Source organism: Herbidospora mongoliensis (assembly GCF_001570545.1).
Lineage (GTDB): Bacteria > Actinomycetota > Actinomycetes > Streptosporangiales > Streptosporangiaceae > Herbidospora > Herbidospora mongoliensis.
The window spans coordinates 84,560-111,094 of record NZ_BBXD01000014.1 but is presented as its reverse complement, the minus strand read 5'-3'; the positions used below and the strand labels follow the sequence as shown (position 1 = coordinate 111,094).

The following is a 26,535-nucleotide window of genomic DNA, read 5'->3' as shown; positions in this document are numbered from 1 at the left end:
CCGAGGTCAGTGCGAATCGCGCGGCACGTCGCTGCCACGACTGCCGGTGAGGAAGTCGAAGTCGGCGCCGCCGTCGGCTCCCAGCACGTGCTCCCGATAGAGCCACCGGTAACCGCTGTCGTCGTGATGCTTCGGCGGCACCCAGTCGGCCCTGCGCTTCAGCAGCTCCTCGTCCGGCACGAGCAGGGTCAGGCTCCGGGCCGGTACGTCGAGTTCGATGCGGTCGCCCGTGCGCACCAGCGCGAGCGGGCCGCCCACGGCCGCCTCAGGGGAGACGTGCAGGACGACGGTGCCGAAGCCGGTGCCGCTCATCCGGCCGTCGCTGATGCGCACCATGTCGGTCACCCCGGCGCGCAGCAGCTTGGCGGGCAGCGGCACGTTGGCCACCTCGGGCATGCCCGGGTAGCCCTTCGGGCCGGCGCCCCGGATGATCAGGATGTCGTCGGGGGTCACGTCGAGATCGTCGTCGTCGGCGACCGCGTGGTAGGCCTCGGGCGAGTCGAAGACCAGGGCGCGCCCGACGTGGGTCATCAGGGCGGGCGTCGCGGCCGACTGCTTGATCACCGCGCCGTTGGGGGCGAGGTTGCCGCGCAGGATCGCGGTGCCCGTGCCGGCGGGCTGCAGCGGCTCGGTCATCGGGCGGATGACCTCGGTGTTCCAGTTCACCGCCGTCTGAACGTTCTCCTGGAGAGTCCGGCCGGTCACCGTGAGGGCGTCGGAATTGACCAGGCCCGCCTCGTCGAGCTGGCGCAGGACGACCGGCAGGCCGCCCGCGTAGCAGAAGTCCTCCATCAGGAACCGGCCCGACGGCATCAGGTCGACGATGGTCGGGACGTCGCGGGCCAGCGTGTCGAAGTCGTCGAGGGGCAGGTCGACGCCGAGCCGGTTGGCCAGCGCGGTCAGGTGGACGATCGCGTTGGTGGAGCCGCCGATCGCGGCGTTGGCGCGGATCGCGTTCTCGAACGCCGCGCGGGTCATGATCTGGCTCGGCTTCAGGTCTTCCTCGACCATCGCCACGATGCGCTTGCCCGCTTCCTGAGCGACCTCGAAGCGGCGGGCGTCGACGGCGGGCCACGTGGCGGAGCCGGGGAGCTGCATGCCGAGCGCCTCGGCCAGGCACGCCATCGTCGAGGCGGTGCCCATCGTCATGCAGTGGCCGTTCGACCGGGCCATGCAGCCCTCGGCCATGTAGCCGTCTTCGACCGACATGCGGCCGGCCTTGATCTCGGCCTCGAACTTCCACACGTGGGTGCCCGAGCCGACGTCCTGGCCCCGGAACTTGCCGTTCAGCATCGGGCCGCCGGTCACCATGATCGAGGGCAGGTCGACGCTGGAGGCGCCCATGAGCAGGCCGGGCGTCGTCTTGTCGCAGCCGGACAGCAGCACCACGCCGTCGAGCGGGTTGGCCCTGATCAGCTCCTCGGCCTGCATGGCCAGCATGTTGCGGTAGAGCATCGCGGTCGGCCGCAGCAGCGTCTCACCGGTCGCCATCACCGGGAACACGAGCGGGAAGCCGCCCGCCATCCAGACGCCGCGCTTGACCGCGTCGGCCACCCGGTCGAGGTGGGCGTTGCACGGGGCCAGCTCCGACCACGTGCTGGCGATGCCGATGACCGGACGGCCGTCGAAGACCTCCGCGCCGAACCCCTGGTTGCGCATCCAGGAGCGGTAGAGCATGCCGGAGCGGCCCTCGGCCCCGAACCAGTGCTGGCTGCGCCTCTTCACGTTCTCGTTCACATCATCCATCCCGCGTCCACGATCCAGTTCTGTCCGGTGCACATGGCACTGTCGTCGGCGGCCAGCCACAACACCATCCGCGCCACGTCGGACGGTTCGAGGTTGTCAGGTAGACACTGCACCTCCGCGAGTTTCTCCCGTACCTCGGGGGTGACCCAATGGGTGAGCTGCCGCTCGGTGAAGACCCAGCCAGGGATGACGCAGTTCACCCGGATGTGATCGGACCCGAGTTCGCGGGCCATCATCTTGGTCAGGCCCTCGATCGCCGACTTCGAGGAGACGTAGGCGGGCAGCCCGAGGAGCCCGACGTGGGGGCTGACCGAGCCGAGGTTGATGATCGAACCGCCCCCGAGGGAACGCATCCCGGCCAGCACGGCCTGCGAGGCGAAGAACTGGTGGCGCAGGTTGACCGCGATCCCCTGGTCCCACTCGGCCGGCTGGAGGTCCTCGATCCCGGTGCGGTGGTCGTTGGCGGCGTTGTTGACCAGGATCGAGACGGGACCGAGCGCCTGTTCGACCATGACGATCGCCGTGCGCAGGGCGTCGATGTCGGTGACGTCGGCGTGGATGTAGAGGGCCTGGTCGGTCAGCCGCTGCGCGCCCGCGTCGTCGATGTCGACGAAGGCGACCTTCGCGCCCTGGGCGGCCAGCTGGGCGACGAACTCGGCGCCCAGGCCGGTCGCGCCACCGGTGACGAGGGCGACCCTGTCGCGCAGGCTCGGGTAGGAGGCGTATTCGGTCACAGCACGATCACTCCTCGGCCGACGGCGCCCCCGGTCAGGTCGGCGAACGCCTCGTTGATCTGGTCGAGCCGGTAGCGGCGGCCGACCAGCAGGTCGAGCGGGAGCCGTCCGGCGAGGTAGAGGTCGAAGAGCTTCGGCAGGTCGATGAGGGGGTTGGCGGAGCCGTAGAGGCTGCCGACCACCCGCTTCTCGCGCTGGACGAGCAGGTTGACCGGGACGCTGAAGGTCTGGCCGACCTTGCCGAGGCCGACCGCGACGAGGGTGCCGCCGGGGCGGAGCACCTCGAAGGCCGACTCCAGCGTGCTCGGGCGGCCGATGGCCTCGATGGCCCATTCCGCGCCGCCGGGGCGGATCTCCTGGATGGCGGCCACGACGTCCACCTGCGAGGCGTCGACGGTGTGGGTGGCGCCGAGGCGCTCGGCCATCTCCAGGCGCTCCGCGACGACGTCCACGACGATGATCGGGTTCGCGCCCGCGAGCACCGCGCCCAGGACGGCCGACAGGCCGACGCCACCGGCGCCGAAGATGACGATGGCGTCACCGGCGCACTCGCCGATGGCGTTGAGCACCGCGCCGACGCCGGTGATGACCGCGCACCCGGCGATGGCGGCGATCTCCGGCGGCACCCCGTCGGGGACCGGCACGACCGCGCGTTCAGACACCACGGCGTATTCGGCGAAGCAGGAGACGCCGAGCAGGTGGTGGACCTTCTCGCCGTCGGCGCTGAGCCGGGTGGTGCCGTCGAGCAGGCCGCCGGAGCCGGCCATGATCCCGGCCGCCTCACAGAGCGCGGGCCTGCCCACCAGGCAGTTGCGGCACTGCCCGCACCTCGGCCGCCACATCAGGCAGACCCGGTCGCCCGCCTTGTAGCGGGTCACCCCCGGGCCGACGGCCTCGACCACTCCCGTGCCCTCGTGGCCGGGGACGACCGGGAGGGGGCACTTGAGGTCGCCCGCCAGGTAGTGCTGGTCGCTGTGGCAGACCCCCGCCGCCTCGATCCTGACCAGCACCTCTTCGGGGCCTGGCGGAGCGAGATCGAGATCACGCACCACGAGCGGCGCCCCGACCTGTTCCAGCAGCGCAGCCCTCATCTGACCCCGTCCCTCCATCTACCGAACCCACGATCGCAGTAAACGTAGATGTAACGAACGTAAGGGTCAATAGTTTCGAAACTTTCACCCCGTCACAGCCTGGACATCAGGGACGTTTCAGCAAGGAGAACAAGGTGGAGACGTCGGGGTCGGTACCGAAACTTTCTTGTACGTAGCTTGACGTTCGCAAACTCCGTAGAAACTACCGATTCGCCGCGAGGCCGTGGACGGGAGTCTTCAAGCAGCAGGAAACACATCTACACACAGGAGAGACGCCATGAAGATTTCCACCAAGCGCGCACTGGCACTGTCGGCCGGCTTACTCGCCTTCCCGCTCACGCTGCTCGCCGCCTCACCCGCCCAGGCCACCACCGGGGTGTCGATCGGGGGCGGCGGCAAGCTCACCGTCGCCGCCAGCAACGTGGACAACACCATCATCGTCCGCACGGACGGCGCGTTCATCGTCGTCACGAACCCCCACGACACGATGAACGCCGTCACCCCGGGCTGCACCAAGCCCAACGCGTTCACGGTGCGCTGCCCCAGCGCGGGGGTCACCAACCTCCAGATCAGCACGGGCGACGGCCGGGACTGGGTCGAGAACCAGACGGGGCTGCCCGCCCGGGTCTTCCTGAACAGGGGCATCGACACCTACTTCGGGGGCTCGGTGCGGGACACCGTCTTCGGCGACGAAGGGAACGACGTCCTGTTCGGCAACGGGGGCAACGACGAACTCGTGGGCGGCCCCGACGTCGACCGCGTCGAGGGCGGCGCCGGCGCCGCTGACTACTGCTCGGCCGAGACGGCGTTCACCTGCGAGCAGTTCTGACCCACGCCCGGAGTGACCGTGTCCCTACGCACCGGCGAGCTCCGAGAGGATCTCCACCACTTCGGGCCGGTCGAACGGGCCGACATGGGGTGCCGCGACGCTGCGCACGTCGGTCGGATTGCCGGGCGTGAGGCGGTCGGCCTCCGCGATGAAGCGGTCCTGGAGCGCCGGGGGGATCAGCCGGTCGAGGGTGAAGCGCACATAGGTCCGGGGGATCCGGCCCCAGGTGTGCGCTTCACCCCGGGCCTCGGCCAGGGGGATGCTCGCGGACTCGTCCGGTTCGAGCATGTTGAGCATCCGGCGCACGGCGTCGTCGGTGAAGTCCGCGGCCAGGGCGTCCTTGACGCCCTGGAACACCGCCGGGTCGGCCGAGCGCCAGTTGAGCCGGGTCACCCCCAGGACGGCCGGATCGGCGACCATGGCCTGGGCCACGCGCAGGAGCAGGCTGTCGGCGTTCTCCGGGGTGTTCAGGTAGGCGACCATGTTCGGCAGATCGACGCAGCAGTAGGCCGCGACGTAGACCAGCCGGTCGAGCAGTTCGGGGACGGCGTTGCCGACCCGGCTCAGGGTGACGCCGCCCTGACTCATGCCGACGAGGATCACCGGCCCGAGGCGGTGCGCGCGGCGCACCACCCCCACGACGCGCTCGACGTAGTCGTCGATGGTGATCTTCGAGAGCGGTGACGGTTCGGTCGCCAGCGCCTGGAGGTCCTGGGGCGCCTGGTAGGAGCGGGGGTAGAACGCCTCGTGGCCGTGTCCGGGCAGGTCGACGGCCAGGCACCGGTGCCCGCGCAGGGTGAGCTCACCGGTCAGCCCGGAGGCCCAGGCCGCGGAGGAATTGGTGCCGTGAACGAAAACGAGGGTCGGGGGTCGCGTCGTCATCGTGGTTGTCTCCTTTGGTCGGTCAGACAGGCCTTTTTGCTGGTCAGGCCGGTCGGCGCCACATCGGCCACAGGAGCGGGCTGTCCGCCACGCGTACCGGTGGGCCGTGTTCCTCGAAGCCGTGCCGTCGGTAGAGGTCGCGGCTGCGGGGGGAACTGGCCTCCAGGTAGGCGGGGAGGCCGTCGGGGTCGGCTCGCTCCAGCCGGTGGCGCAACAGCGCCGAGCCGAGCCCGGCGCCCTGCCGCCCGCTGATCACCCCCATGCACGCGAGGTAGAGGTGCGGTTCGTGATCGGGGTGCCGGGCGTCCAGCGCCCGGGCCAGGGCCGACAACCGTGTATCCGAGTGGTCCTCGTGGGGCGGCGGACCTGCGGTCATCGTCAGCCACACCGAGGCGCCCTCGTCGCCGGCCAGGTAGACCTCGGCGGCGGGGTGGGTGAGCAGGGTGCGGTAGAAGCCCGCCAGGCGCTCGGCTCTCTGGTCCGGCTCGGGGAAGAGCCAGCGGACGATGGGGTCCTCCGTGAACGCCTCGGTCAGGACGTCCACCACCGTCTGCCGGTCGGTGTCGTCCGCCCGCCGGATCGATGCGTACGGTGTATCGAATGTCATGCGTACATCGTATTTCCAGGCCGGGAAGTACGAGCTGATCTGCATCGTGAAGTGAACTAGTACAGGGATGATTGCACTAGTACACTCGCAGGCATGCGGCCCGAACCCCCTTACCGGCAGATCGTCGCGGAGATCCGGGCCAGGATCCTGAGCGGCGACCTGCGGCCCGGCGAGAGGATGCCGTCCATCCGGGAGATCGCCCAGCGGTGGGGCGTCGCGGTCGCGACCGCGACCAAAGTGATGGCGACGCTGCGCGACGAGGGCCTGGTCGAGACGAGGGTCGGCGCCGGGACCGTCGTCGGCGCAGGCCGGAAGCGGCCCGGGACACCCGCCCCGCCGCCGAGACCGAGGCGGGCCGGCGGCTCACGGCAGGCGCTGAACCGGAAGCAGGTGCTCCGTGCCGCCGTCGCGATCGCCGACGTCGAGGGGCTCGACGCCGTGTCCATGCGGCGGCTCGCGGCCGAGCTCGGGGTCGGTCCGATGTCGCTGTACCGGCACGTGGCGAACAAGGACGAGCTGGTCACGCAGATGACCGACGAGGTCTTCGGCGAGACGGAGCTGCCCGTCCCCGGGCCTGATGGGTGGCGGGCCAAGCTCGAACTGATCTCCAGGCGGCAGTGGGAGCTGTGCGGGCGGCACCTCTGGCTGCCGAGGGCCATCTCGTTCACCCGCCCGTCGCTCGTGCCCAACGTGATGGCGCACACCGAATGGATCCTGCGTGCCCTCGACGGGCTCGGCCTGCCCATGACGATCCGGATTCGCGAGGCGCTCACGTTGCACGCCCTGGTCCTCACCCTCGCGCTGTCCATGGCGGCCGAGGTCGAGGCCGAACAGGAGACCGGCGTGACACTCGACCGCTGGTGGCTGGCCCGGCGACAGCAGGCCGACGACCTCCTCGACAGCGGCCGCTTCCCGCTGCTGGCCACGCTCACCGAGGAAGACGCGTCCGACGCGAACGCCCTGTTCGAATACAGCCTCGCCTGCCACCTCGACGGCTTCGCCGTCCTGGTGGCAGGTCGCTGAGGACGGATGCAGACGGCTCTCCCCGGGGGTTATGTCGTCAGCACGATCTTGCCCCGGGCGTGGCGGGTCTCGCTGAGTTCGTGCGCCGCCGCCACCTCACCGATCGGGAACACCGCCGCGACCGGTACCCGCAGCCGCCCTTCTCCCGCGAGGGTGACCGCGGTCGTGAGCCCGTGCCAGGCCATCGGGTCGGCCGCTCCCGCCGCGCCGCCCGGTTCGGCGTCGGGTGCGCCGTGGGACATGTGCACCCCGTGCGCCTTCGCGGTGAAGTCGGCGATCGTCACCACGCGGGCCGGGTCACCGGCGACGGCGATCAGGTCGGGCAGCGCGCCTCCGGCGCAGTCGAACACCGCGTCGACCCCGGCCGGGGCCAGCGCGCGGACGCGTTCCACCAACCCCGGCCCGTAGGTCGTCGGCACGGCGCCGAGGGAGCGCAGGAAGTCGTGGTTGTGCTCGCTCGCCGTACCGATGACGGTGGCGCCGCGGGCGACCGCGAACTGGACGGCGACGGAACCCGTCCCTCCCGCCGCGCCCTGGATCAGCACGGTCTGCCCGGCGCCGACGCCGAGCCGGTCGAGGACCCGGGTGGCCGTCTCGACCGCGCCGGCGGCGCCGCCCGCCTCCTCCCAGCTCCACTCCGCCGGTTTGGCCGCCCACGCGGTCAGCACCGTGAAGTCGGCGTTGGCTCCCCGCCTGGCCGGTGAGGCCGCGCCGAACACCTCGTCGCCGGCGCGCACCCCGGTGACGCCGTCGCCGACCTCGTCCACCACCCCTGCCGCGTCGAACCCGGTCCGGTACGGAAGGGCGATGGGCACCACGTCACGCAGCCTGCCGGAGCGGAGCGTGATCTCCCCGGCCGAGATGCCGGAGGCGCGCACGGCGATGCGGATCTCCCCTGGTCCGGCGTGTGGTTCCGGGACCTCGGCCACGTGGACGACGCCCGCCGGGCCGTATTCGATGAACTGAACTGCTCTCATGCGGCGACCGTAACGGAACACCCCGTCCGTTTGGCTAAAGTGAGAGCCGTGACGGCAGAAGTGGGAACGAAGCTCCGTTCGGACGCCCGCGACAACCGCGAGCGGATCCTCGCGGTGGCCCGCCTGGCCTTCGCGACCGAGGGCCTCGACGTGCCGATCCGGGTGATCGCGCGGCGGGCCGGGGTCGGGCCGGCCACCCTCTACCGGCACTTCGAGACCAAGGAAGCGCTGCTGGCCGAGGCGTTCGCCGAGCAGATGGCGGCCTGTTCCGAGATCGTCGAAGAGGGCCTGGCGGAGGCCGATCCGTGGCGCGGGTTCTGCCTGGTGATCGAGAAGCTGATGGTGGTGCACGCCCTCGACCGGGGTTTCGCCCGCGCGTTCACCTCGCAGGCGCTCCAAGATGTCTTCGCCGCCGACCGCGACCGCACGCTGGGGATGGTGCGCGAACTCGTCCGGCGGGCGAAGGAGGCGGGGCCGCTGCGGCGGGATTTCGTGCTGGAGGACATCGTGCTGGCGCTGATGGCCAACGAGGGCATCCGCGCCGAGTCCCCCGTCCTGCGGGCCGCCGCGTCGCGCCGGTTCGCGGCGCTGATGATCCAGTCGTTCATGGCGAACCCCGTCCCGGCGCCGCTGCCACCGGCGGTCCGGCTTCCCCTCACCAGAGCCTGACGCCGAATGTGGATTTCGCCCTACTCGCGATGAGGCCGGTGGGGTGAAGTGACGGCATGCGATCGATGGTGGGGCGGACCGCCGAACTGGCCACCGTGCGCGGCATGGTCGACGGGGTGCGGCGCGGGCGTGGCGGGGTGCTGCTGATCAGCGGGGAGTCGGGGATCGGGAAGACCCGCCTGCTGCGCGAGGCCGCCGATCAGGCGAGGAAAGCGGGACTTGCCGTGGCGAGCGGACGCGCCGTCGAGGGTGGCGCCACCTACCGCCCGCTGGCCGAGGCGCTCGGCAAGTGGCACGAGGCGTGGCCCGGCTGCCCGGAGCCGGTCGTCAACCCGGCGGTCGACCCCGCGCTGGTCATCTGCGGGGAGGTGCTGAAACTGCTGCGGGCGGGCGGCGGCGAGCGCGGCTGCCTGTTGGTGCTCGACGACCTGCACTGGGCCGACGGCGACACGCTGGCCGTGCTCGACTACCTGACCGGCGCGTTCCTCGACGAGCCGATCCTGGTCGTCGCTTCGGTGTGCGACGACGAGGCGGTGCCCGGCGTGCTGACCCGCATGATGCGCAGAGACGAGGTCACCACGCTGCGGCTGGGCAGGCTGACCGCGGCCGAGGTGGCGGGCCTGGCCGCGGACCTGCCCGAGACCGCGCGGCGCTTCGTGGTGGAGCACGCCGACGGCCTGCCCTACCTGGCCGAGGAACTGGTGGCGAGTCTGCGGGAAGGCGGCCCCTCGGTGGTCCCCGGGAGTCTCGTCTGCCGCGTCGCCGGTCACCTGGCGGCCCTCACCCCCGAGCGCCGCGCGGTCCTCGAAGCCGCCGCCGTGCTCGGCACCGACCCCGACTGGACGATCCTGTCCCCGATGACCGGCACGCCGGAGGCGCAGGTGCTGGGGGCGCTGCGCGACTCCGTACCGCACCTGCTCGTGCAGACCGGAGGCGGCCTGCGCTGGCGGCACACGCTGACCCGGGAAGCGGTGCTGGCGCCGGTCACCCAGCCTGAGCGCGCGTCGCTGGCCCGCCGCGCCGCCGAGGTGATCCTCACGAGGGGCGAGCCGGGCCGCGAGGCCTACGCGGCCGAACTCCTGGCCGCAGCCGGAGAAGACCTCAGGTCGGCGGAGATCTTCCTGCGGCTGGCCCGCCGTGACATGAACGCCGCCGCCCTGCACAGCGCGGAAGACCACCTCGACCGCGCGTCGGCGCTGGGACCCCGCGTGGCGGTCGAGCGCGTGCGCCTGCTGACCCTGCTCGGCGCGGCGCCCGCCGCGCTGGAGGCCGGCGCCCCGGCGCTGGCCGAGGTGACGGGCGACCAGCACGCCGAACTGTGCCTGCGCCTCGCCGAGGCCGCCCTCGCCGCCCGCCGCTGGGCCGAGGCCGACCGGTACATCGAACGCGCCGGACGGCCCGACGACCCCCGCGCGCTGGTCCTGGCCGCCGACTCGGCCTTCGGCGCGGGCGACCTGCGCCGGGCCGAAGGCCTGGCCGTCACCGCCGCCGACCGGGCCGAACAGCAGGAGCGCTGGGAGACGGTCTGCCAGGCGCTCATCATCCTGGGCCGGTGCGCGACGCGCGACGACCTCTCCGTCTCGCGCCGCGCCTTCGCCCGCGCCGCCCAGATCGGCGCGGAACACGGGCTGGTCCCTGACCGGGTGACCGCCCTGCTCGGCCTGGGCATGCTCGACCTGCTCGACGACGCCGCCTCGCCCGCCCTCGTCGAAGGACGCGAGGTGGCCCAGCGGGCCGGTCTGCACGCGGAGGTGGCCTGGAGCGAGGTGCTCCTCGCCGAGATCACGCTCAACACCCGGGGCCCGAAGGCGGCGGCCGTGTTCGCCCGCAGCGCGGCCGAGCAGGCGGGGCGGCTGCGGCTGGCCAATCTGGAGAGCCTCGCCGACCTGTTCCTCGCCACCGACCACGCGGTGACCGGCGACGCGGCCGCCATGCGGGCCGTCCTCGCGCGGGCCCTGGCCCGCCCGCACGCCCGGGTCGAGATCCCCGCCGTGGCGCAGGCCACCCTCGGCATCCATCGGCTGCTCTCCCGCGACCTGCCCGGCGCCCGCGACCTGCTCGACGACGCGATCGGCGTGCTCGCCGGCCACGACGAGGCCTGTCTGGTCCAGCACTGGGGCCTGTGGGCGCTGCTGCGGACCGTCCTCGGCGACCGCGACGCCGAAGCCCGCGCCGCCCTGCGCCGCTCCCCCGCCATGGCCCAGGTCGCGAACCGCGCCGGTCTCCAGTACGCCGACGCGGTCGCGGCGGGCCGGGCCGGGCAGCCCGGCCTCGCCGACGCCCTGTTCGCCGACGCCGACCGGGCCCTCGCCGGGCACCACTGGTGGCGGCGGGTGCTGCGGCTGCTCGTCCTGGAGGCCGCCGTCGCCGACGGGTGGGGCGACCCGGTGGCGGCGCTGCGGGTGGACCTGGACGCCCACGTACAGGCCGACGACCACCAGATGGCCCGCGTCTGCCGCGACCTGCTGCGCGCCGCCGGGGCGCCCACCCGGCGCGGGCGCGGCCTCGCGCCGGTGCCGCCCGGTCTGCGGGCGGCGGGGGTGACGAGCCGGGAGATGGACGTGCTCGGCCTGGTCGCCCAGGGGCTGACCAACGGGAAGATCGCCGAACGCCTGGTCATCTCCCGCCGGACCGTCGACACGCACGTCGCGAGCCTGCTCGCCAAGACCGCCTCGGCGGACCGCTCGGAACTGCGGGCGCTGGCTAGCGCGGGATGAGCAGCCCCCGGTTGAACGCCTCCGCGACGGCGGCGGCGCGGTCGTTGACGCCGAGTTTGGCGTAGATGTTCAGCAGGTGGCTCTTGACCGTGGCCTCGGTGATGAACAGCCGGGCGGCCGCCTCCCGGTTGCCGTTCCCGGCCGCGATCAGCTCGATGACCTCGAGTTCACGTGGGCTGAGCAGGGGCGGCGGGGTGCGTACCCGCGTCAGCAGCCGGGCCGCCACCGACGGCGACAGCACGCTCTCCCCCCGGGCGGCGGCCCGCGCGCCGCGCAGCAACTCCTCCCGGGGTGAGTCCTTGAGCAGGTAGCCGGTCGCGCCCGCCTCGATCGCCGGCAGCACGTGGGAGTCGGTGTCGTAGGTCGTCAGCACGAGGATCTTCGAGGTCACGCCCAGCCTGGTCAGCTCGGTGATCGCGGTCAGCCCGTCCACTCCCGGCATGCGCAGGTCGAGCAGGATCACATCGGGCCGCAACTCACCGGCGAGCCGCACCGCCTCGGCGCCGTCGGCCGCCTCCCCCACCACCTCGAAGCCGGGCGCGGCGGCGAACATGGCGCACAGACCGTCTCTGACGATGGGATGGTCGTCGGCGATCAGCAAGCGGATCATGCGGACCTCCAGGGGACGCAGGCCGAGATCCCGGTCCCCAGGCCGGGCTCGGATTCGACGCGCAGGCTCCCGGACAGCCCTTCCACGCGCTGCCGCATGATGGACAGTCCGAATCCCTCGCTGTGCCGGGAAAGATCGAAACCCTTTCCATCATCCCGTACGTCCAGAGCCACCTCCCCCTCCAAATAGGACAGCGTCACCCCGACCCGCCGCGCGCCGGCGTGCTTGGCCACGTTGGCGAGGGCCTCCTGCGCGGTACGCAGCAGTCCGAACTCCGTCGCGGCGTCGAGTGACCGGACCGTCCCGGTGGTGGTGACCTCGACCGGGATGCCCTGCAGGGCCGACCACCGATCGGCGACGCTCGCCAGAGCCTCGCTCAGCCGCGCGGTCTCCAGGTGCGCGGGCCGCAGCGCGTCGACCGACCGGCGGGCCTCCTGGAGGCTCTCCCTGGCCAGCCCCTTCACCGCGTCGAACGGCCGCCGCCACTGCTGCGGCACCTCGTGCAGCTGCTCGGCCGCCTGGAGCTGCGTGATGATCCCGGTCAGCCCCTGGGCCAGGGTGTCGTGGATCTCCCTGGCCATCCGCTGCCGCTCGTCGAGCACGCCCGCCTCGCGGGCCTGGACGAGGAGCTGGGCGTGCAGCCCGGCGTTCTCCTCAAGAGCGGCCTCCAGCCGGGCCACGGCCTCGATCCGCTGTTCCCGCTCCAGGTCGGCGGTGTGCAGCACCCAGGCGGTCGTCCCCATCATGACGACGTTGACCCCGACGATGACGAGCGGCAGCAGCAGCCCCGGGACGGGCGACGCCTGCGCCAGCCCCGACACCACCGCCGTCAGGCCGACCCCGGCCAGCCGCCACGGCCAGCGCAGCATCGTGAAGGCGTAGATGTAGGGAACCGGGGTGAACAGCCCGAACACCGGGTTCCGCAGCACCATGACGGCGGCGATCACCAGCAGCCCGGCGAAGAACACCGGCTTCTCGCGCCACCGGTAGAGGCCGAGCATCCACGCCGCCGCCACCGCGCAGAGCCAGAGGTCGGCGGCCGGATATCCGGCCGCCGCCAGATATCCGGTGAGCCCCGCGAGCAGCGTGAACGGCACGACGGCGACCAGTAGGAACGGCACGTCTACTCCCAGCGGAACCAGCGGACGGCGATGGCCGCGCACACCACCGCGTGGACCACAAGGATCACCAGCGGCGACGCCGAGGGAAAGTCGCCCAGGTAGGCGTCCTGGAACGCCCCCATGCCCGCGCCGAGCGGCGTGTACGCGCTGACGTCCTGCAGGAGCGGCGGCATCTGCGCGATCGGCACCCACAGGCCGGCGAAGAACATCATCGGGAAGAACAGCAGCGTCCCGATCGCCGTGGCCGCCGCCCGCGACGGCACCAGCGCGGTGACCAGCAGCCCGATCGAGAGCAGCGCGGCGGTGGCCAGCAGCCAGGCGACGGCGAACCCGAGCGGGTTCCTCGGCGGTTCGACCCCGAACCCCAGGCCGGCCACCGCGAGGAACAGCGCCATGGCGACCAGCGCGATCACGAAGTTGGCCACGAGCTGGGCGGCGAGCACTCTGACCGGCCCGACAGGGGTCGTCCGCATCCTCCGCAGGACGCCGTTCTCCCGGTACCCGGCGAGCGTGGACGGCAGTGCGGTCATCGCCAGGATGGCGACGTTGAACAGGATCAGGACAGGGACGTACACGTCGAAGACCGTCAGATCCTCGGTGATGGGCTCCCGTAAGGACGGGATGCTGCCCAGGATGACCAGCACGACCAGCGGACAGGCGACACCCCAGACGAGGGCGGCCTTGTCCCGGATGCTGAGCTTGCCCTCGACGGCGATGAGCCGCCACGTAGCGCCGTTCATCGCGCGTCCTTTCGACCGGTCAGTTCCACGAAAGCGTCTTCCAGGCTGGCCTGCTCCACGCGGAGCCGCCCGGCCGTGATCTGGTTGCGGGCCAGCACCGCCATGACGGCGTTCAGCGCGTCGTCGTCGCCGGTGACGACGACGAACTCGTCCCGGCGGCTGACGCCGGAGACCTCGGGCAGGTTCGCCAGCAGTCCGGTGTCGAACTCGCGTGACGGCCGGAACTGGATGCGCTGCTCGATCCGCGCACGCGAGGTCAGGCCCGCGGGCGTGTCCACGACGACGACCCGGCCCGCGTCGATCAGCGCGATCCGGTCGCACAGCCGCTCGGCTTCCTCCATGAAGTGGGTGACCAGCACGATCGTCACCCCGCGCGCCCGCACCCCCTCGATCAGTTCCCACGTGTCGCGGCGCGCCTGCGGGTCGAGCCCGGTCGTGAGCTCGTCCAGGATCGCGACGTCGGGGTTGCCGACCAGGGCCAGCGCGATCGACAGCCGCTGCTGCTGGCCGCCCGACAGGTCGGCGTACCGGGCCTTCTCGGAGAGTCCGAGGTCGTGGAGCAGCCCGCGCCAGTCGGCCGGGCGGGGATAGAAGGAGCTGTAGAGCTCCAGCGCCTCGCCGACCCGCAGACGGCCCGGCAGCATCCCGGCCTGCAACTGGACGCCGAGCCGCCGGGTCAGCTCCAGCCGGTCGGTCAGCGGGTCGAGCCCGAGCACCGAGATCGTCCCCCGATCCGGCGTGCGCAGACCCTCGACGCATTCCACCGTCGTGGTCTTCCCGGCCCCGTTGCGGCCGAGGATCCCGAAGATCTCTCCTTGGTGGACCGTGAACGACACGTCGTCCACGGCCACCTTGTCGTCGTAGCGTTTGTGGAGGTTGCTTACCTCGATCACTGGTGGCATGCGCCAAGATTGCGCCGCCGGGCCCCTTCTCCGGCACCGCCCAACGGGCGGGATCTCGACTCAGCCGATCGGTGGATAGATCCGTTTCAGGCCGTCATGGGACGATGCCCGAAAAGGCGGCGGTCAGCGGGTCAGGAGCGTGCGGTCAGCGTGTCCCAGAAGGCCAGGTTGTGAGCGGCGGCTTGGTCCCAGGGGCCGACACCGCCGGGGCCAAGGCCCAGTCCCTGGACGTAGGGCGTGGGATCGCCGGGCCGTACCGGCTGCCAGCGCGGCAGGCCGGGACCGTTGGGGGTGCCGGTGGCGGCGAAGCGAGTCCAGTAATCGATCATCGTGTCGCTCAGCCGGCGCTGCTGCCTGTTCAGGGGGGCGGTGAGCGAGGAGGTGTCGAACAGGTACGACAGGTCCGCGCTGTGGAAGGCGAGGGGCTGGACCCCATTGGACAGGCTGAAAAGCGGGGGCGCGGTACGGTCGGTGAACTCGTAGGCGTAGGTGGGCACGTGCTCGGCGAACAGCAGGTTGTTGTCGCGGGCCACCCACGTCCACTCGAAATCGCTCATGATGGCCGCCACCGCCTGAAGCGGCGAACCGTGCTCGCTCGACGGATACTTCGCCAGGACGGCCGCGGCCTTGTCGCCGAAGTTCCGGTGTACGGCGGCCTCGAACGCCTCCTGCCCGGGATCGGTGAACAGCAGCGAGGCGAACAGCGTGCCCTCGTCCCGGGTCGTTCCGGACAACACGGGCACCCGGTGGAACCGTCCCTCCGCGAAGACCTTCGCAGGGTCCTCCGGCAGGACGGCGTTGCCGTAGCCCGGCAGCGGCAGCGGCGTCTGGGCGAGCAGCTCGGGGACCGGCTTGCCGCGCAGGCAGGCCAGGGCGGTGGCCGGATCGGCGCACCCGAGCCCGGCGGCGATCACCTGACCGTAGCCCTCGTGCGCCTCACGCGGGATCCACAGCGGCACGCCGAGGAAGGAGGTGACGCCGGCGGCGGCGAAGTCGCCCATCCGGCAGGCGCTGCTCTGCATGATCGCCCGATGGAAGAGCCCCGCGGCGGAGGGCGAGGCGAGCTGCGCGCACACCGAGTGCGAGCCGGCCGACTCTCCCGCGAGTGTCACGTTGCGCGGATCGCCACCGAAGGCCACGGCGTTGCGCGCCACCCAGCGCAGCGCGGCCTGCTGGTCCTCGATGCCGAACGCGCCGCTGTTCTCCAGCCCCGGATAGCCGTAGAAGCCAAGAATTCCCAGCCGGTAGTTGACGGTCACCACGACCACGTCGCCTCGGACGGCGAGCCGGCGGGCGTCGTTGTCGCTGCCCGCCCCGGTCATCAGGCCACCGCCGTGCAGCCAGACCACAACCGGTTTGCGCCGCGCGGACGAAGCGGAGGCCGGCGCGACCACGTCGAGGTAGAGACAGTCCTCGCTGTCGCTACCGGGAAGACTCGTGATGCCGGGAAGCTGAGCGCATCGGTCACCGAAGGCCGTCGCCGCGCGCACGCCCTGCCACGCTGCGACCGGTTGCGGCGACCGCCATCGCAAATCGCCGACCGGAGGAGCGGCGTACGGGATTCCCCGGAAGAGCCGGTGGTCCTTCGCCGCGGTGCCACGCAGCCAGCCGGTGTCGATGCGGACCGTGGCGGTCTGGCCGCCGTCGTGGTGGCCGGGCGGAGTCACGGTCGCGGCGGCGGGAAACGCCGTCGTCGTGAGGGCGGCAGCGGTCACGACGGTGGTGACTGTTCGCCATAAGTGGATCATCGCCCGACGCTACAAGATCGACACCGTCCGGACGCCGTTCCGTCCCGAACATGGCACGAATCGACCTGTTCCTGCTCGCTCTCCAGCCGATGTGCCGGAGCCGTGCGGGTGGTCCGGCCCTCAGCGCGGTCGGCTACGCCGCCCTCGCACAGGGCTGGCCGGGGGCGTTCAAGCACGTCCAAATGCCACAGCGTGAACCCCGCGAATTTCTTTCAAGATTTTCTCTTTCCGGAGGGGGAGATTCAGGTCTCATCCCGCACCTCTTCTCGAGCGGCGCCAGAAACGGCGCCATGGTCGAGTCGGAGGCCTCGCCATGCGGGTGTTCAAGAGATTCTTGTGGTTGGTGGGATTGGGTCTGCTGGGCGTATCCATCATTTCGATCGCCATTCCCGGCTGGCCGGGCGAGGCGAATGGTCGGCCGGGCGAGGCGCATGACTGCCCGGTCCTGCGGAGAGGCGACGTCGACCGGCCCGGCGAGACGCCCTGTGTCGAGATCCTCCAGCAGGCCCTGCGCGCCAACGGCTACCCGGACCAGCTGGTCACCGGGGTGTTCGGCGAGCAGACGGAAAAGAACGTCAGCGCCTTCAAGAAAGCACACGGGCTGCAGCCCGACGGGAAAGCCGGCCCGAACACGTTCGCCGCGCTGATCACACCCTCGCTGGCACTGCCGATCGGCGCGCCGAACTGCGGAAACGGCATCTGCCGCTTCATCGTGACCCGGGACGTCACCCGTCAGGCGGGCAGCAGGGTCGCGGCGAGCCACGAACTGGTCAACAAGGTGGTCATCGACCTGGTCTCCCTCGGAGTGTGCACCCCGCTCAGGGCCCCAGCGAAGATCTCCAGGTTCGCCTGCGAGCAGATGGTGGAGGAGTTCATCAACGATTTCGTCGACACTCTCACCTCAGCCGCCGACAAGAACGCCTGTGTACGCATCTCCGCGGGCCTCCCCCTGAAGGAAGGCGGCAGGAAGCTGAGGTTCCTCGACTTCGCCGTGGACTCCTCGGCTCGCTGCCACCGCTGAAGGGCGGGCCGGTCAGCGGACGATCGGCCCTCGTCCCGCGTCGTGTGTCCCGTCTTCGCAGCCGGGCGCGGAGACGTGGAACACGCCGGTGCCGACCCGTGTGTCAATCCTGGCGGTGCCGTTCTGGTCGGCGACCTTCGTGCCGATGGAGGCTCTCCCGCCGTTCTCCTCGTGGGTGAACGTCGCGGTCGCGCCCGCGGGGAGCCCGGTGGCGGACAGGACGTCGATCCGCTTCTCCGTCCCGCCGAACGGAGGCGCAGCGGGAATCGTCTCCATGCGGTACGTCATGGTCAGCGCGAGCCGGCACAGCGGGGCACGTACCGAGACCTCGGCCTGGGCGGTGAACCCCTCGGCCTGGATCGTGTACCGACCGGGGGTGGTGAGCGGGGGCAAGGGCACCGTGAAGGTCCCGGCACAGCAGCCGGTGACGGCCGTCAGAGGTACCTCACCGGGGCTGACCATGAGCGTGATCTCGGTGTTGTACGGAAAGCCCGTGCCCTCGACCATGGCGCTCTCACCCTGGGCGACCTCAGGGACCGACACCGTCAGCTTCGGCGCGATGACGGTGACGGCCTCCGTCGTGTAGATCTTCGTCCGCCGTCCGGTGGCGGTGATCAGGTACTCTCCCGCGTCCTGCGACGGCCCCACGGTCAGCGGGATCGTCGCGGCTCCGTTCGCGTCGGCTCGCCTCGTGGTCTTCTCGGGAGAGGGGTCGCCGGTGATGTCGACGAGCTCGTCGGCGCCGAACCCGGTCAGCGTGGCGACGTACACCTCCTCCAGGGCGAGCGACCCGGAGGAGAACGTCATAGCAGGCACGGCCGGCGGCGTCCCGGGCGTGGGACCGGCCGCGTTCCCCAGAGAGCTGGCTCCGGGGGTGGCTCCGGGAGGTGAGGCAGGGCTCCGCGTAGGAGCGGGCCTGCCCGTGGTCCTCTCAGCCGGGGAGGTGAGGACGGCGGGGATCGTCTGCGACGCACCGGGTGGCGGGTCGGTGGGAGAGCCCGACTCCGCCCACACGTATCCGACACCGGCCAGCAGGGCCAGCACGAGACCTGCGACCAGCCCGTTGCCGACCCTCGGCCCGGCCCGTCGCGGCCGTCGCCGGTTCCGTCGCGGCGCGGGCCGTTGTGTACTTGGCGGCGAGGGTCGTTGTGCACGTCGCGGTGCGGGTGAAGGCATCGGCGCCGTGACATCCCGCTCGACGCGCCGCCGGGCTCCTTCCGGCCAGCCCTGTTCGGCGCCCTCTCGAGTGTCCTGTTCGGCGGAGACCTTCGCGAACTCCTCCGCCATCCGATCGACCAGCGCCGGGAGGAGCAGCACCGGGATGAGGCCGGGCACGTAAGGCCGGACTCGGCGTTGGTGCTCGCCCAGACAGGCCGGGCACCCGCGCACATGCTGGGAAACCTGATGCCGCAGAGTGACCGGGAACGTCTTCGCGGTCCACAGGCCGTGCTGCCGATTCCACTCCCGCATGATCTTCAGAAGCCCGTGGCAGGACTCGCCGCTCCGACCGGCCCGCCACAGGAACTGCGTGTGGTCCGCAATTACGAAGGCGCCGAAGCCGTCGGCGACGACCCTCCTGACCTCGTTGTTCAACCGGCTGGCCTCGTCGGGGCCGGTCGCGAGGGCGTCCGCGAGCTCCTGCCCACGTAACCCCTCCCGCACCGTCAACTGGTAGATCCGCCGCTGCCGCTCGGTCAGCCCGGACGCCACGATGTCCAGTAGTCGCAGGAACTCCCCCAGCCGCCGCGCCTCGTCGACCCGGTCATAGTCCGCATCGGCCCATTCCTCAGGCGGCTCGATCGGAGCCGGCCGCCGCTGACGGTAGGCCTCCAGCACCTTGTTGGAGGCCACCCCGTGGAGCCACGGCCAGAGCTTGTCCGGTTCCGGTCCGCCGTCGCGCCCGACGGCGTTCATCATGACGAGGAACGACTCCTGCGCGGCGTCCTGGGCCCGCTCCAGATCAAGCCCGGAAAGACACACGCGTAAAACGCGTTCCTTGTATCGGGCGAAAATGCGCTCGTGCGCCTCCCGCCGCGTTCTCGTGGATTTGGCCAGCTCCACGAGCTCCGTATCCGAATAGTCCCCCAGTAGCCCCATCCAGTCCGCCTCCCTGGACTGTCAACGAGCACTTCCACGCGACCGTGCCGATTTCCCCCGAAATCGATAAACCGTCTAGTGAGAGCATGACGAACGAAAGCGGCTTGCGCCATCGAGCGCGGGCACGAACTCCGGCACCAGGTACTGGCAGTTCGTGTCACACCGCTAACCAACCGCGCGACCAGACTGGCGTCAGGCGCGGGCGTAGCGCTCCGCCAAGCGGTGCAGAAAGTCCTTCAGCTCGGGTGGGTCCAGCACGGTGAAGTCGACGCCCAGGCTGCCGAGGAAGGCGGCCAGATCGCTCAGGGAGTCGGCCCCGGTCTCCAGGACGCCGTCGTCGGACAACAGGCCCGCCGCCGGGGTGAGGAGTTCCGTCAGCCGCGACATCGGCGCGTGGAACTGCACCCGGGCCGGGATCCGGTAGGCCGCCGACCCCACGCCGCGCATGACCTGTGTCGCGGCGTCCGCCGGGGGTTCGCGGGGGACGAAGCGCGGGCCGTTCGGGACGCGGGGGCGGACCCGGTCGACGCGGAAGGTACGCCAGTCGGCGCGGGTGACGTCCCAGGCGAGCAGGTACCAGCGGCGGCCCGTATGGACGAGCCGGTGGGGTTCGACCTCGCGGACGCCCGAGGTTCCGTCGCGGACCTGGTAGTCGAAGCGCAGGCGTTCGTGGTCGCGGACGGCGGCGGCGATGTGGGTGAGGGTGGCGGCGTCGACGGTCGGGCCGCGCCGGTGGACGGAGACCGTCGCCATCCCGACGGCGTCGATGCGGCGGCGCAGCCGTGAGGGCAGCATCTGCTGCAGCTTGGTCAGCGCGCGCAGTGAGGTCTCCTCGATGCCGGTGACGGTGCCTCCCGCGGCGGCGTGCAGGCTCACCGCGACGGCCACGGCCTCCTCGTCGTCGAGCAGGAGCGGGGGCAGGGCCTTTCCCGCGCCGAGCCGGTAACCGCCGGCGACGCCGGGGGTGGAGAGGATCTCGTACCCGAGGATTCTGAGGCGTTCCACGTCGTTGCGGACGGTCCGGCCGGTCACGCCGAGGCGGGTGGCCAGTTCGGGGCCGCCCCAGTCGGGGCGGGACTGGAGGAGGGACAGCAGGCGGAGCAGCCTGACGGAGGTCTCGAGCACTCTCCCAGTCAATCGCGGAACCGCACGTTCCGCGATTGGATCTACATTTGGAGGCAGATGAAAGGAGCAACACCATGTTGCGAGGACCGGCCACCATCACGTTCTGGGCCGACGATCTGAACGTCGCCAAGGACTGGTACACCGAGGTTCTGGGGGTGGAGCCCTATTTCCAGAAGCCGGGCTACTACGAGTTCCGGTTCGGCGACTACCAGTCGGAGCTCGGCATCATCGACCGGAAGTACGCCCCCGCCGGCGAGCCGGGCGAACCCGGCGGCGCGATCATGCACTGGCACGTCGACGACATCGAGGCGTCCTTCCGCCGGCTGCTCGACCTGGGCGCCACGGTCCACCTCCCGGTGACAGAACAGGGCGAGGGGTTCGTGACGGCGTCGGTCGTCGACCCGTTCGGCAACGTGCTCGGCATCATGTACAACCAGCACTATCTGGAGGTTCTCGCCCGATGATGCACTTTCCCGACGCGGCGGCCTGGGAGGCCTGGCTCTCCGACAACCACGCCGGAGAGGGGGTCTGGCTGGTGATCGGCAAGAAGGGGTCGCCGCTGGTGTCGGTCACCATCAGCCAGGCGCTCGATGTGGCGCTCTGCTACGGCTGGATCGACAGCCAGCGCAAGGGCCACGACGAGCACAGCTACCTGCAGCGATACTCGCGGCGGCGCAAGACCAGCCCGTGGTCGCAGGTGAACGTCCGCCGGGTGGAGGCCCTCACCGAGGCGGGGCGGATGCGGGCCCCGGGGCTGGCGGAGGTCGAGCTGGCCCGCGCCGACGGCCGCTGGGCCGCCGCCTACGTGGCGCAGAGCGAGTTCACGGTGCCCGACGACCTCGCGGCGGCGCTCGATCCCGAGCTGCGGGCGGTGTTCGACCGGCTCGACAAGACCGCGCGCTACCTGCTGATCCTGCCGCTGCTCAAGGCCCGGAGCCCGAAAGGACGGGCCGACCGGCTGGAGAAGGTGCTCGGCGAACTTCGTACCGGCGCGGCCCAATCCTCCGGGAAGACCTGAGGGATCCGACCGGCGACCTGCTCAATCTTGCGGTGTTTGCGAAGAAGACGCCCAGTCGTTATCGGCCGTTATAAAGGGGCCTTTGGGGCAGGCGAGGCCCCTGTGACCTGGTAATATGTCGCATATCACATGACTTGACAGCCGCCAGTTGACTTTTCTACTATCTTGTCCGTTTTATTGCGTTCCAATACCGTCCGCAGTGGTTTTGATACTCCCTCGGACGGGCTCCTCTCCCGAGCGCCCCCGTCCCCTCCGCCTGGAGGCGTGATGCGGTTTCGCGCAATGATGCGCAACAAATCCCCCTATGTCGCGGCGTTCGGCGTCGCGGCCCTGGTGGCTGCCGGTCTCACCCTGACGCCGACCGCCTCGGCGCAGTCCGCTGCGGCCGACTGCGTCAGCGACCCGAACGCCCACGTCGCGTCCGTGCCGACGCCCGAGCAGTTCTTCGGGTTCCCTCTCGGCGCGGGCCAGACCAGGATTCTCACCACCCCTGAGATCCAGAGCTACGTCGCGGCCGTCGGCGACGCGTCCGACCGGGTGCGTACCGGCACGATGGTCAAGAGCGTCCTGGGCCAGGACCTGCCCTACGCCATCGTGTCCAACTCGGCCAACGTCACCGATGCGCGACTGAAGAAGCTCACTGACGACATCGTGTCGCTGCGAGACCCGCGCACCCTGACCGACGCCAAGGCCGCGAAGATCGCCACCGACAACCCCGCGATCGTCTGGGTGGCCGGCAACGTCCACGGTGGCGAGAAGAGCGGCGCCGACGCCTCGCTCAAGACGCTGTACGAGCTGGCCTCCGGCCTCTCCTGCGATGTCGCGAAGCGCAACGACAACCTGATCACGATCATTCTGCCGACGCAGAACCCGGACGGCCGCGACGCCAACCGCCGGCAGAACGAGTACGGCTTCGACCTGAACCGTGACTGGTTCGCCCGCAGCCAGCCCGAGACCGACGCGAAGATCGAGCTGCTGCGCCAGTACCCGCCGCAGGTCTTCATCGACGCGCACGAGATGGGCGGCCGGCAGTACTTCTTCCCGCCGAACGCCGACCCGATCCACCACGAGATCGCCGACGCGCCGGTTGACTGGATCAACCGCATCGGCGAGGCCAACAAGGCCGGCTTCGGCTTCAACGGCGCCTGCGGTGGCGCTGTGACGGTCGAGTGCTACTTCAACTACGCCACCTACGACCTGTTCTACATGGGTTACGGCGACACCGTCCCGGCCGCCGGTTTCGGCGCCGCGGGCATGACGTTCGAGAAGGGCTCCACCTCGGCCGTCCCGGACCGCGTGCAGCAGCAGTTCAACACCCAGTGGGCCACCACCGGCTGGGCCGCTGCCAACAAGCACGAGGTTCTGACCAGCTACTTCAAGATCTGGAAGGACGCCCTCGCCGAGGGCGCGCAGGGCAAGCTCGAGCCCAACGAGGTCGTGCAGCCCACCAACACCGTCCAGTTCCCGGTGCCGGAGCAGACCATCCGCTCGTACTTCCTGCTGCCGAACCGGCAGATCGGCGACGTGCGCAAGCTGGTCGAGCGCCTGCGTCAGATGGACGTCGAGGTCTACCGCCTCACCGCACCGCTCACCGTGCCCAACGCCAAGATCTTCGGCGGCCGGTCCGAGAGCGGCAAGGTGATCCCCACGGGTTCTTACTACATCCCGATGGAGCAGCCGCAGAAGCACTGGATCCAGGCGACGCTCGGCGAGGACCCGTACACCCCCTTCCCGTACTTCTACGACGTCTCGTCCTGGAGCAACCCGCTCCTGGCCGGCGTGGACACCGTCTACTCCGGTGACGTCGTGGCCCCGTCGGCCGAGCTGGTCCGGAAGATGGAAGGCGGCGTCGCGCAGGGCGCGTCCAAGAAGGGGTCCTACTCCTTCCCGCTCGACTCGTCCTCGGCCTCCGAGCTGACCTTCAAGCTGCTGGAGCAGGGCGTCGCGCTGAAGCGTGACCTCACCACCGGCGTCGTCAGCTTCTCGCCCACCGAGGTCGACCGGGCCGAGCTCGACGAGGCGGCCACCGCCCTCGGCGTGACCGTCACGGCCAACGGTACCGCTCCCTCCGGTACGCCGCTCGCCAACCCCGACCTGGGTCTGTTCAACGGCACCGGCATCAGCACCACGTCCGGTTCCTACGGCGAGGCCCGTTACGTGCTCGGCTCCCGCTGGGGCATCGACCTCAAGCCGGTCGGCACCGCGGACATCAACAACAACACCGCCGCCTTCACCGGCCGCACCGTCCTGCTCGTGCCGGACGGCAGCAACGCCACCGGCGGTCTGAACGCGCAGGGCCAGGCCAATCTCAAGGCGTGGGTGTCCAACGGCGGCACCTACATCGGTCTGCGCAACGAGGGCACCCGCGTCGCCCGCGCCGCCGGTCTGACCAGCACCACCGAGCGGACCAAGCCGGCCGGCTACACCGTCGTCGGCTCGCACTTCCGCGTCGACACGGCGACCTCCGACCCGGTGGGTCTGGCCCGTCCGTCCGAGGACTTCCAGTTCAACAACGGCGACCCGATCCTCAACCCGAGCACCACCGGGACCAACGTCCTGACGTACCCGAACAACGCGACCTTCTGGTCGAACGGGTACACCGTGGGCGCGGACACCCTCAAGGGCAGCGTGTCGGTGACCAACGAGCCGACCGGCGCCGGACACGCGGTCCTGTTCTCGTACAACCCGCTGTTCCGGGCCTACAACGAGAACGGCATCCACCTGCTCGCCAACGCGATCCTCCAGCCGAAGGGCACCGCCACCGCCACGCAGAAGCGTGCGGCGGCTCGTTCCCTCGCTCCGGCTGAGGTCACGGCCGAGGCCTCGGCCGAGGCGCCGAACCTCGGTGGCGAGTGGCGTCCGATCCAGATCCAGGTGGCCGACGCCGACCTCGCCCGCACCCAGGCCGTGGTCGCGAAGTACACCGGCACCGCCACGGTCGCCAAGGCCGACGGCTCGTCCTACCTGACGATCCCGAACCCGGAGGGTCTCGACATCCACGAGCACCCCTACCTGCGTGACCTGATCAACGACCTGAACGTGGCGGGCGTCCCGCTCCGCTCGGTCGTCGGATAGTCCAGCGGTAGGAAGCCCGGCCGGGTGCCACCCGGCCGGGCTTTCTCTTTTCGCGTGTTGGACGTCGCCTCCACCAGGTCGCAGCGAGTATTCCTATGAATGCAACCTGTGACCCTGTTTGGAGGACCACAATGATCCGTATCGCCACGCTGGCCGGTGTGATCGCCCTGGCCACCCTCACCGTCGTGACCCCCGCCGCCCAGGCCGAGGCCGGCGACATCTGCATGTGGAGCGGGCGCGACTTCAAGGGCGCGTCGTGGTGCTGGAACCCGAGCAACGGCTGCGTCGACCTGCCCCCGGCGCTGCACGACAACGTGGGCTCCTTCCGGGCCGGCGCCGACGGCTGTTTCATCAACTGGATCAGCGTCCCCGACCGCAAGGAGACCCGCGTCGTGCGCAACGGCGACTTCCGGCACGTCTACGGCAACGACTTCGGCGCCAAGATCGACGCCGTCGCGCCCACCTGCTAGCAGTCGCAGCTACAACAGTCGCAGCAGTCGCAGCACCCGGAACATCCGTCGCAGCCGCCGCAGTCGCAGTTGCAGTTGCAGCCGCAGCGATCCGCGCACGACTTGTATCGCTCCTCGTCCCACGGGGGGCGATACAGTCCGCACGTGCAGCACGCGGCGGCGGAGCAGACGAGCGAGATCAGCCCGCCGGGGTTGGGCTTCACCCGGGGGTCCTTCTTCGACGCCTCGGCGAACGTCCGCTCCACGGCGCGTCCGGTCTCCTTGACCAGCAGCGCCTTCACCAGTCCGCGCCGCTCGAGATCGAGGTCGGCGACGGCGAGCCCGAGCCCGCTGACGGCCTCGTCACAGTGCCTGCGAGCGGTGGCCAGATCGGTGCCGGAGGCGACGAGCGGGTTGTACGCGCCCAGCGCCCGGTCCTCCTCGAGGTCCTCGACGGCGTCGAGCAGATGGGCGAGCCGCCCGAAGTAACGCCCGGCCTCCTCCAGCGTCGCCCGGTTGTGCGCCTTCCCCGCGAGCACCGCCGTGTGCCCGAAAGCAGCCGCGACGGCGTCCTCGGTCGGCCCGGTCAGCTGAAGCGGAGACATGCCCGGAAGCCGTTCCAGCAGAGCCTGTTTCTGTACGGCCACCACCAACGGTGCCGGATCGAACGCCAGGTCGGCGGCGGTACCGGTCCCGGCCGCCGACCACCGGTCGGCCAGCCGCCCCGCACCCGCCGCGACCAGACGCCGCCGGAAGACCCCGTCGCCGTCCTCGATGTGATCCTTGAGCTTGCCTGAGGCGAGAATCAGCGACACGGCGGCGGCCAGCCGGACCCCCTCAGCCTCACTGATGTCGGCTCCCTTGAAGCCGCGCAGCGCGCAGGGCGCCGCCCGGCGGTGTCTGACGACCGGCGACTGCGCCTCGGTGAGCACCGAGACCAGCAGGCCGTCGTAGTTGGTGACGAGGCGGGCGGCCTGCCCGTGCTCGTCACGTAGGGCCACGCAGAGGCCGCACAGGTGGGCCATCCACTCCGCGAACAACCCGCCGCACAAGTTGTGCTGGCAGGGGCGAACTATCCCGAACACGGTGATCCTTCCCGAAATTTTCGGGATCAGCCTGCCAGGTCCGACTTGCACACGGCTTGGAACCGGCCGGACAGGCGTCGTCGTCCTGACGCGAGGACGCCGAGTGACACAGCCTCGCCTGGCGGCCATATCCGGCTGACTCATTTGCCCGCAGTTAAGATTATTGAGAGCTATTTGCCCCCAAGTGGCACATACTCTAATTACTGAAATGCGTCGCGCCGTCAGTCAGCAGATCCGCGATGCCGTTCGCGCCGTCCAGTCCCCGCGGC

General features: G+C 70.6%; 23 protein-coding genes. 9 read left to right on the top strand and 14 right to left on the bottom strand.

Annotated features, from left to right (window positions below):
* Window positions 1–6: 6 nt before the first annotated feature.
* The 3 genes from AW272_RS19570 to AW272_RS19560 are packed head-to-tail and all read right to left on the bottom strand — an operon-like array spanning window position 7 to window position 3,571.
* Window positions 7–1,746 (bottom strand): IlvD/Edd family dehydratase, encoded by a 1,740-nt coding sequence (locus AW272_RS19570; RefSeq protein ID WP_066367133.1) that lies wholly within the window; start codon window positions 1,744–1,746, stop codon window positions 7–9.
* Window positions 1,734–2,480 (bottom strand): SDR family NAD(P)-dependent oxidoreductase, encoded by a 747-nt coding sequence (locus tag AW272_RS19565; protein ID WP_066367123.1) that lies wholly within the window; start codon window positions 2,478–2,480, stop codon window positions 1,734–1,736. The genes AW272_RS19570 and AW272_RS19565 overlap by 13 nt, the downstream gene beginning before the upstream one ends.
* A complete protein-coding gene (locus AW272_RS19560) occupies window positions 2,477–3,571 on the bottom strand; it encodes an alcohol dehydrogenase catalytic domain-containing protein (RefSeq protein ID WP_066367121.1) in 1,095 nt (364 codons plus the stop codon). The genes AW272_RS19565 and AW272_RS19560 overlap by 4 nt, the downstream gene beginning before the upstream one ends.
* 277 nt (window positions 3,572–3,848) lie before the next feature.
* On the opposite strand from AW272_RS19560, the gene AW272_RS19555 reads away from it, so the two are divergent.
* Window positions 3,849–4,400, top strand: a complete 552-nt coding sequence (locus tag AW272_RS19555) for a calcium-binding protein (protein WP_066367117.1) — start codon at window positions 3,849–3,851, stop codon at window positions 4,398–4,400.
* 24 nt (window positions 4,401–4,424) lie between these two features.
* Here AW272_RS19555 and AW272_RS19550 read toward each other — a convergent pair whose 3' ends face one another.
* Both AW272_RS19550 and AW272_RS19545 read right to left on the bottom strand, forming a co-directional pair.
* Entirely contained in the window at window positions 4,425–5,282 is an 858-nt protein-coding gene (locus AW272_RS19550) for an alpha/beta fold hydrolase (RefSeq protein ID WP_066367114.1), read from the bottom strand.
* Between the two features lie 43 nt (window positions 5,283–5,325).
* Window positions 5,326–5,889, bottom strand: coding sequence for a GNAT family N-acetyltransferase (locus tag AW272_RS19545; RefSeq protein ID WP_066367113.1), 564 nt, complete (start codon window positions 5,887–5,889; stop codon window positions 5,326–5,328).
* 93 nt (window positions 5,890–5,982) lie between these two features.
* On the opposite strand from AW272_RS19545, the gene AW272_RS19540 reads away from it, so the two are divergent.
* Window positions 5,983–6,912 (top strand): GntR family transcriptional regulator, encoded by a 930-nt coding sequence (locus AW272_RS19540; protein ID WP_066367112.1) that lies wholly within the window; start codon window positions 5,983–5,985, stop codon window positions 6,910–6,912.
* A gap of 29 nt (window positions 6,913–6,941) precedes the next feature.
* On the opposite strand, the gene AW272_RS19535 is transcribed toward AW272_RS19540, so the two are convergent.
* A complete protein-coding gene (locus AW272_RS19535; protein WP_066367109.1) occupies window positions 6,942–7,889 on the bottom strand; it encodes an NADP-dependent oxidoreductase in 948 nt (315 codons plus the stop codon).
* Window positions 7,890–7,937: 48 nt separating this feature from the next.
* Between AW272_RS19535 and AW272_RS19530 the strand changes: the two genes are divergently transcribed.
* Both AW272_RS19530 and AW272_RS45625 read left to right on the top strand, forming a co-directional pair.
* A complete protein-coding gene (locus tag AW272_RS19530; protein WP_066367107.1) occupies window positions 7,938–8,558 on the top strand; it encodes a TetR/AcrR family transcriptional regulator in 621 nt (206 codons plus the stop codon).
* Window positions 8,559–8,614: 56 nt separating this feature from the next.
* The gene (locus AW272_RS45625; protein ID WP_066367103.1) at window positions 8,615–11,275 is read left to right on the top strand and encodes an ATP-binding protein; all 2,661 of its coding nucleotides are present in this window, start codon (window positions 8,615–8,617) and stop codon (window positions 11,273–11,275) included.
* Here AW272_RS45625 and AW272_RS19520 read toward each other — a convergent pair.
* From AW272_RS19520 to AW272_RS19500, 5 genes are all read right to left on the bottom strand, one after another.
* Window positions 11,262–11,885: a response regulator gene (locus tag AW272_RS19520; protein ID WP_066367102.1), complete on the bottom strand. Its 624-nt coding sequence runs from the start codon at window positions 11,883–11,885 to the stop codon at window positions 11,262–11,264. The two genes, AW272_RS45625 and AW272_RS19520, sit on opposite strands and share 14 nt — an antisense overlap.
* Window positions 11,882–13,006, bottom strand: a complete 1,125-nt coding sequence (locus AW272_RS19515) for a sensor histidine kinase (protein WP_245657628.1) — start codon at window positions 13,004–13,006, stop codon at window positions 11,882–11,884. The genes AW272_RS19520 and AW272_RS19515 overlap by 4 nt, the downstream gene beginning before the upstream one ends.
* Before the next feature lie 2 nt (window positions 13,007–13,008).
* Entirely contained in the window at window positions 13,009–13,746 is a 738-nt protein-coding gene (locus tag AW272_RS19510) for an ABC transporter permease (RefSeq protein WP_066367098.1), read from the bottom strand.
* Window positions 13,743–14,648, bottom strand: a complete 906-nt coding sequence (locus AW272_RS19505) for an ABC transporter ATP-binding protein (protein WP_066367091.1) — start codon at window positions 14,646–14,648, stop codon at window positions 13,743–13,745. Before AW272_RS19505 ends, AW272_RS19510 begins: the two co-directional genes overlap by 4 nt.
* Before the next feature lie 131 nt (window positions 14,649–14,779).
* Window positions 14,780–16,396: a carboxylesterase/lipase family protein gene (locus tag AW272_RS19500; RefSeq protein ID WP_083958478.1), complete on the bottom strand. Its 1,617-nt coding sequence runs from the start codon at window positions 16,394–16,396 to the stop codon at window positions 14,780–14,782.
* A 343-nt stretch (window positions 16,397–16,739) separates the two neighbouring features.
* Between AW272_RS19500 and AW272_RS19495 the strand changes: the two genes are divergently transcribed.
* Window positions 16,740–17,417, top strand: coding sequence for a peptidoglycan-binding domain-containing protein (locus AW272_RS19495; RefSeq protein ID WP_245657646.1), 678 nt, complete (start codon window positions 16,740–16,742; stop codon window positions 17,415–17,417).
* 12 nt (window positions 17,418–17,429) lie between these two features.
* Here AW272_RS19495 and AW272_RS19490 read toward each other — a convergent pair whose 3' ends face one another.
* On the bottom strand, window positions 17,430–19,514 hold the full coding sequence (locus AW272_RS19490; protein ID WP_157518657.1) for an RNA polymerase sigma factor: 2,085 nt from the start codon (window positions 19,512–19,514) through the stop codon (window positions 17,430–17,432).
* Between the two features lie 192 nt (window positions 19,515–19,706).
* Window positions 19,707–20,639 carry a helix-turn-helix transcriptional regulator gene (locus AW272_RS19485; protein ID WP_066367080.1) on the bottom strand — a complete coding sequence of 311 codons (933 nt, stop codon included), beginning with the start codon at window positions 20,637–20,639 and terminating at the stop codon, window positions 19,707–19,709.
* Between the two features lie 74 nt (window positions 20,640–20,713).
* Here AW272_RS19485 and AW272_RS19480 point away from each other — a divergent pair, with 74 nt between their 5' ends.
* From AW272_RS19480 to AW272_RS19465, 4 genes are all read left to right on the top strand, one after another.
* Entirely contained in the window at window positions 20,714–21,103 is a 390-nt protein-coding gene (locus AW272_RS19480) for a VOC family protein (protein WP_066367078.1), read from the top strand.
* Entirely contained in the window at window positions 21,100–21,657 is a 558-nt protein-coding gene (locus AW272_RS19475) for a YdeI/OmpD-associated family protein (protein ID WP_066367076.1), read from the top strand. Before AW272_RS19480 ends, AW272_RS19475 begins: the two co-directional genes overlap by 4 nt.
* Window positions 21,658–21,924: 267 nt before the next feature.
* Window positions 21,925–24,732 (top strand): M14 family zinc carboxypeptidase, encoded by a 2,808-nt coding sequence (locus AW272_RS19470; protein WP_218010960.1) that lies wholly within the window; start codon window positions 21,925–21,927, stop codon window positions 24,730–24,732.
* Window positions 24,733–24,863: 131 nt separating this feature from the next.
* Window positions 24,864–25,202, top strand: a complete 339-nt coding sequence (locus AW272_RS19465; protein WP_066367071.1) for a peptidase inhibitor family I36 protein — start codon at window positions 24,864–24,866, stop codon at window positions 25,200–25,202.
* Here the strand turns inward: AW272_RS19465 and AW272_RS19460 are convergent.
* Window positions 25,199–26,266, bottom strand: coding sequence for a DUF5685 family protein (locus tag AW272_RS19460; RefSeq protein ID WP_066367070.1), 1,068 nt, complete (start codon window positions 26,264–26,266; stop codon window positions 25,199–25,201). The genes AW272_RS19465 and AW272_RS19460 overlap by 4 nt on opposite strands.
* Between the last annotated feature and the right edge of the window lie 269 nt (window positions 26,267–26,535).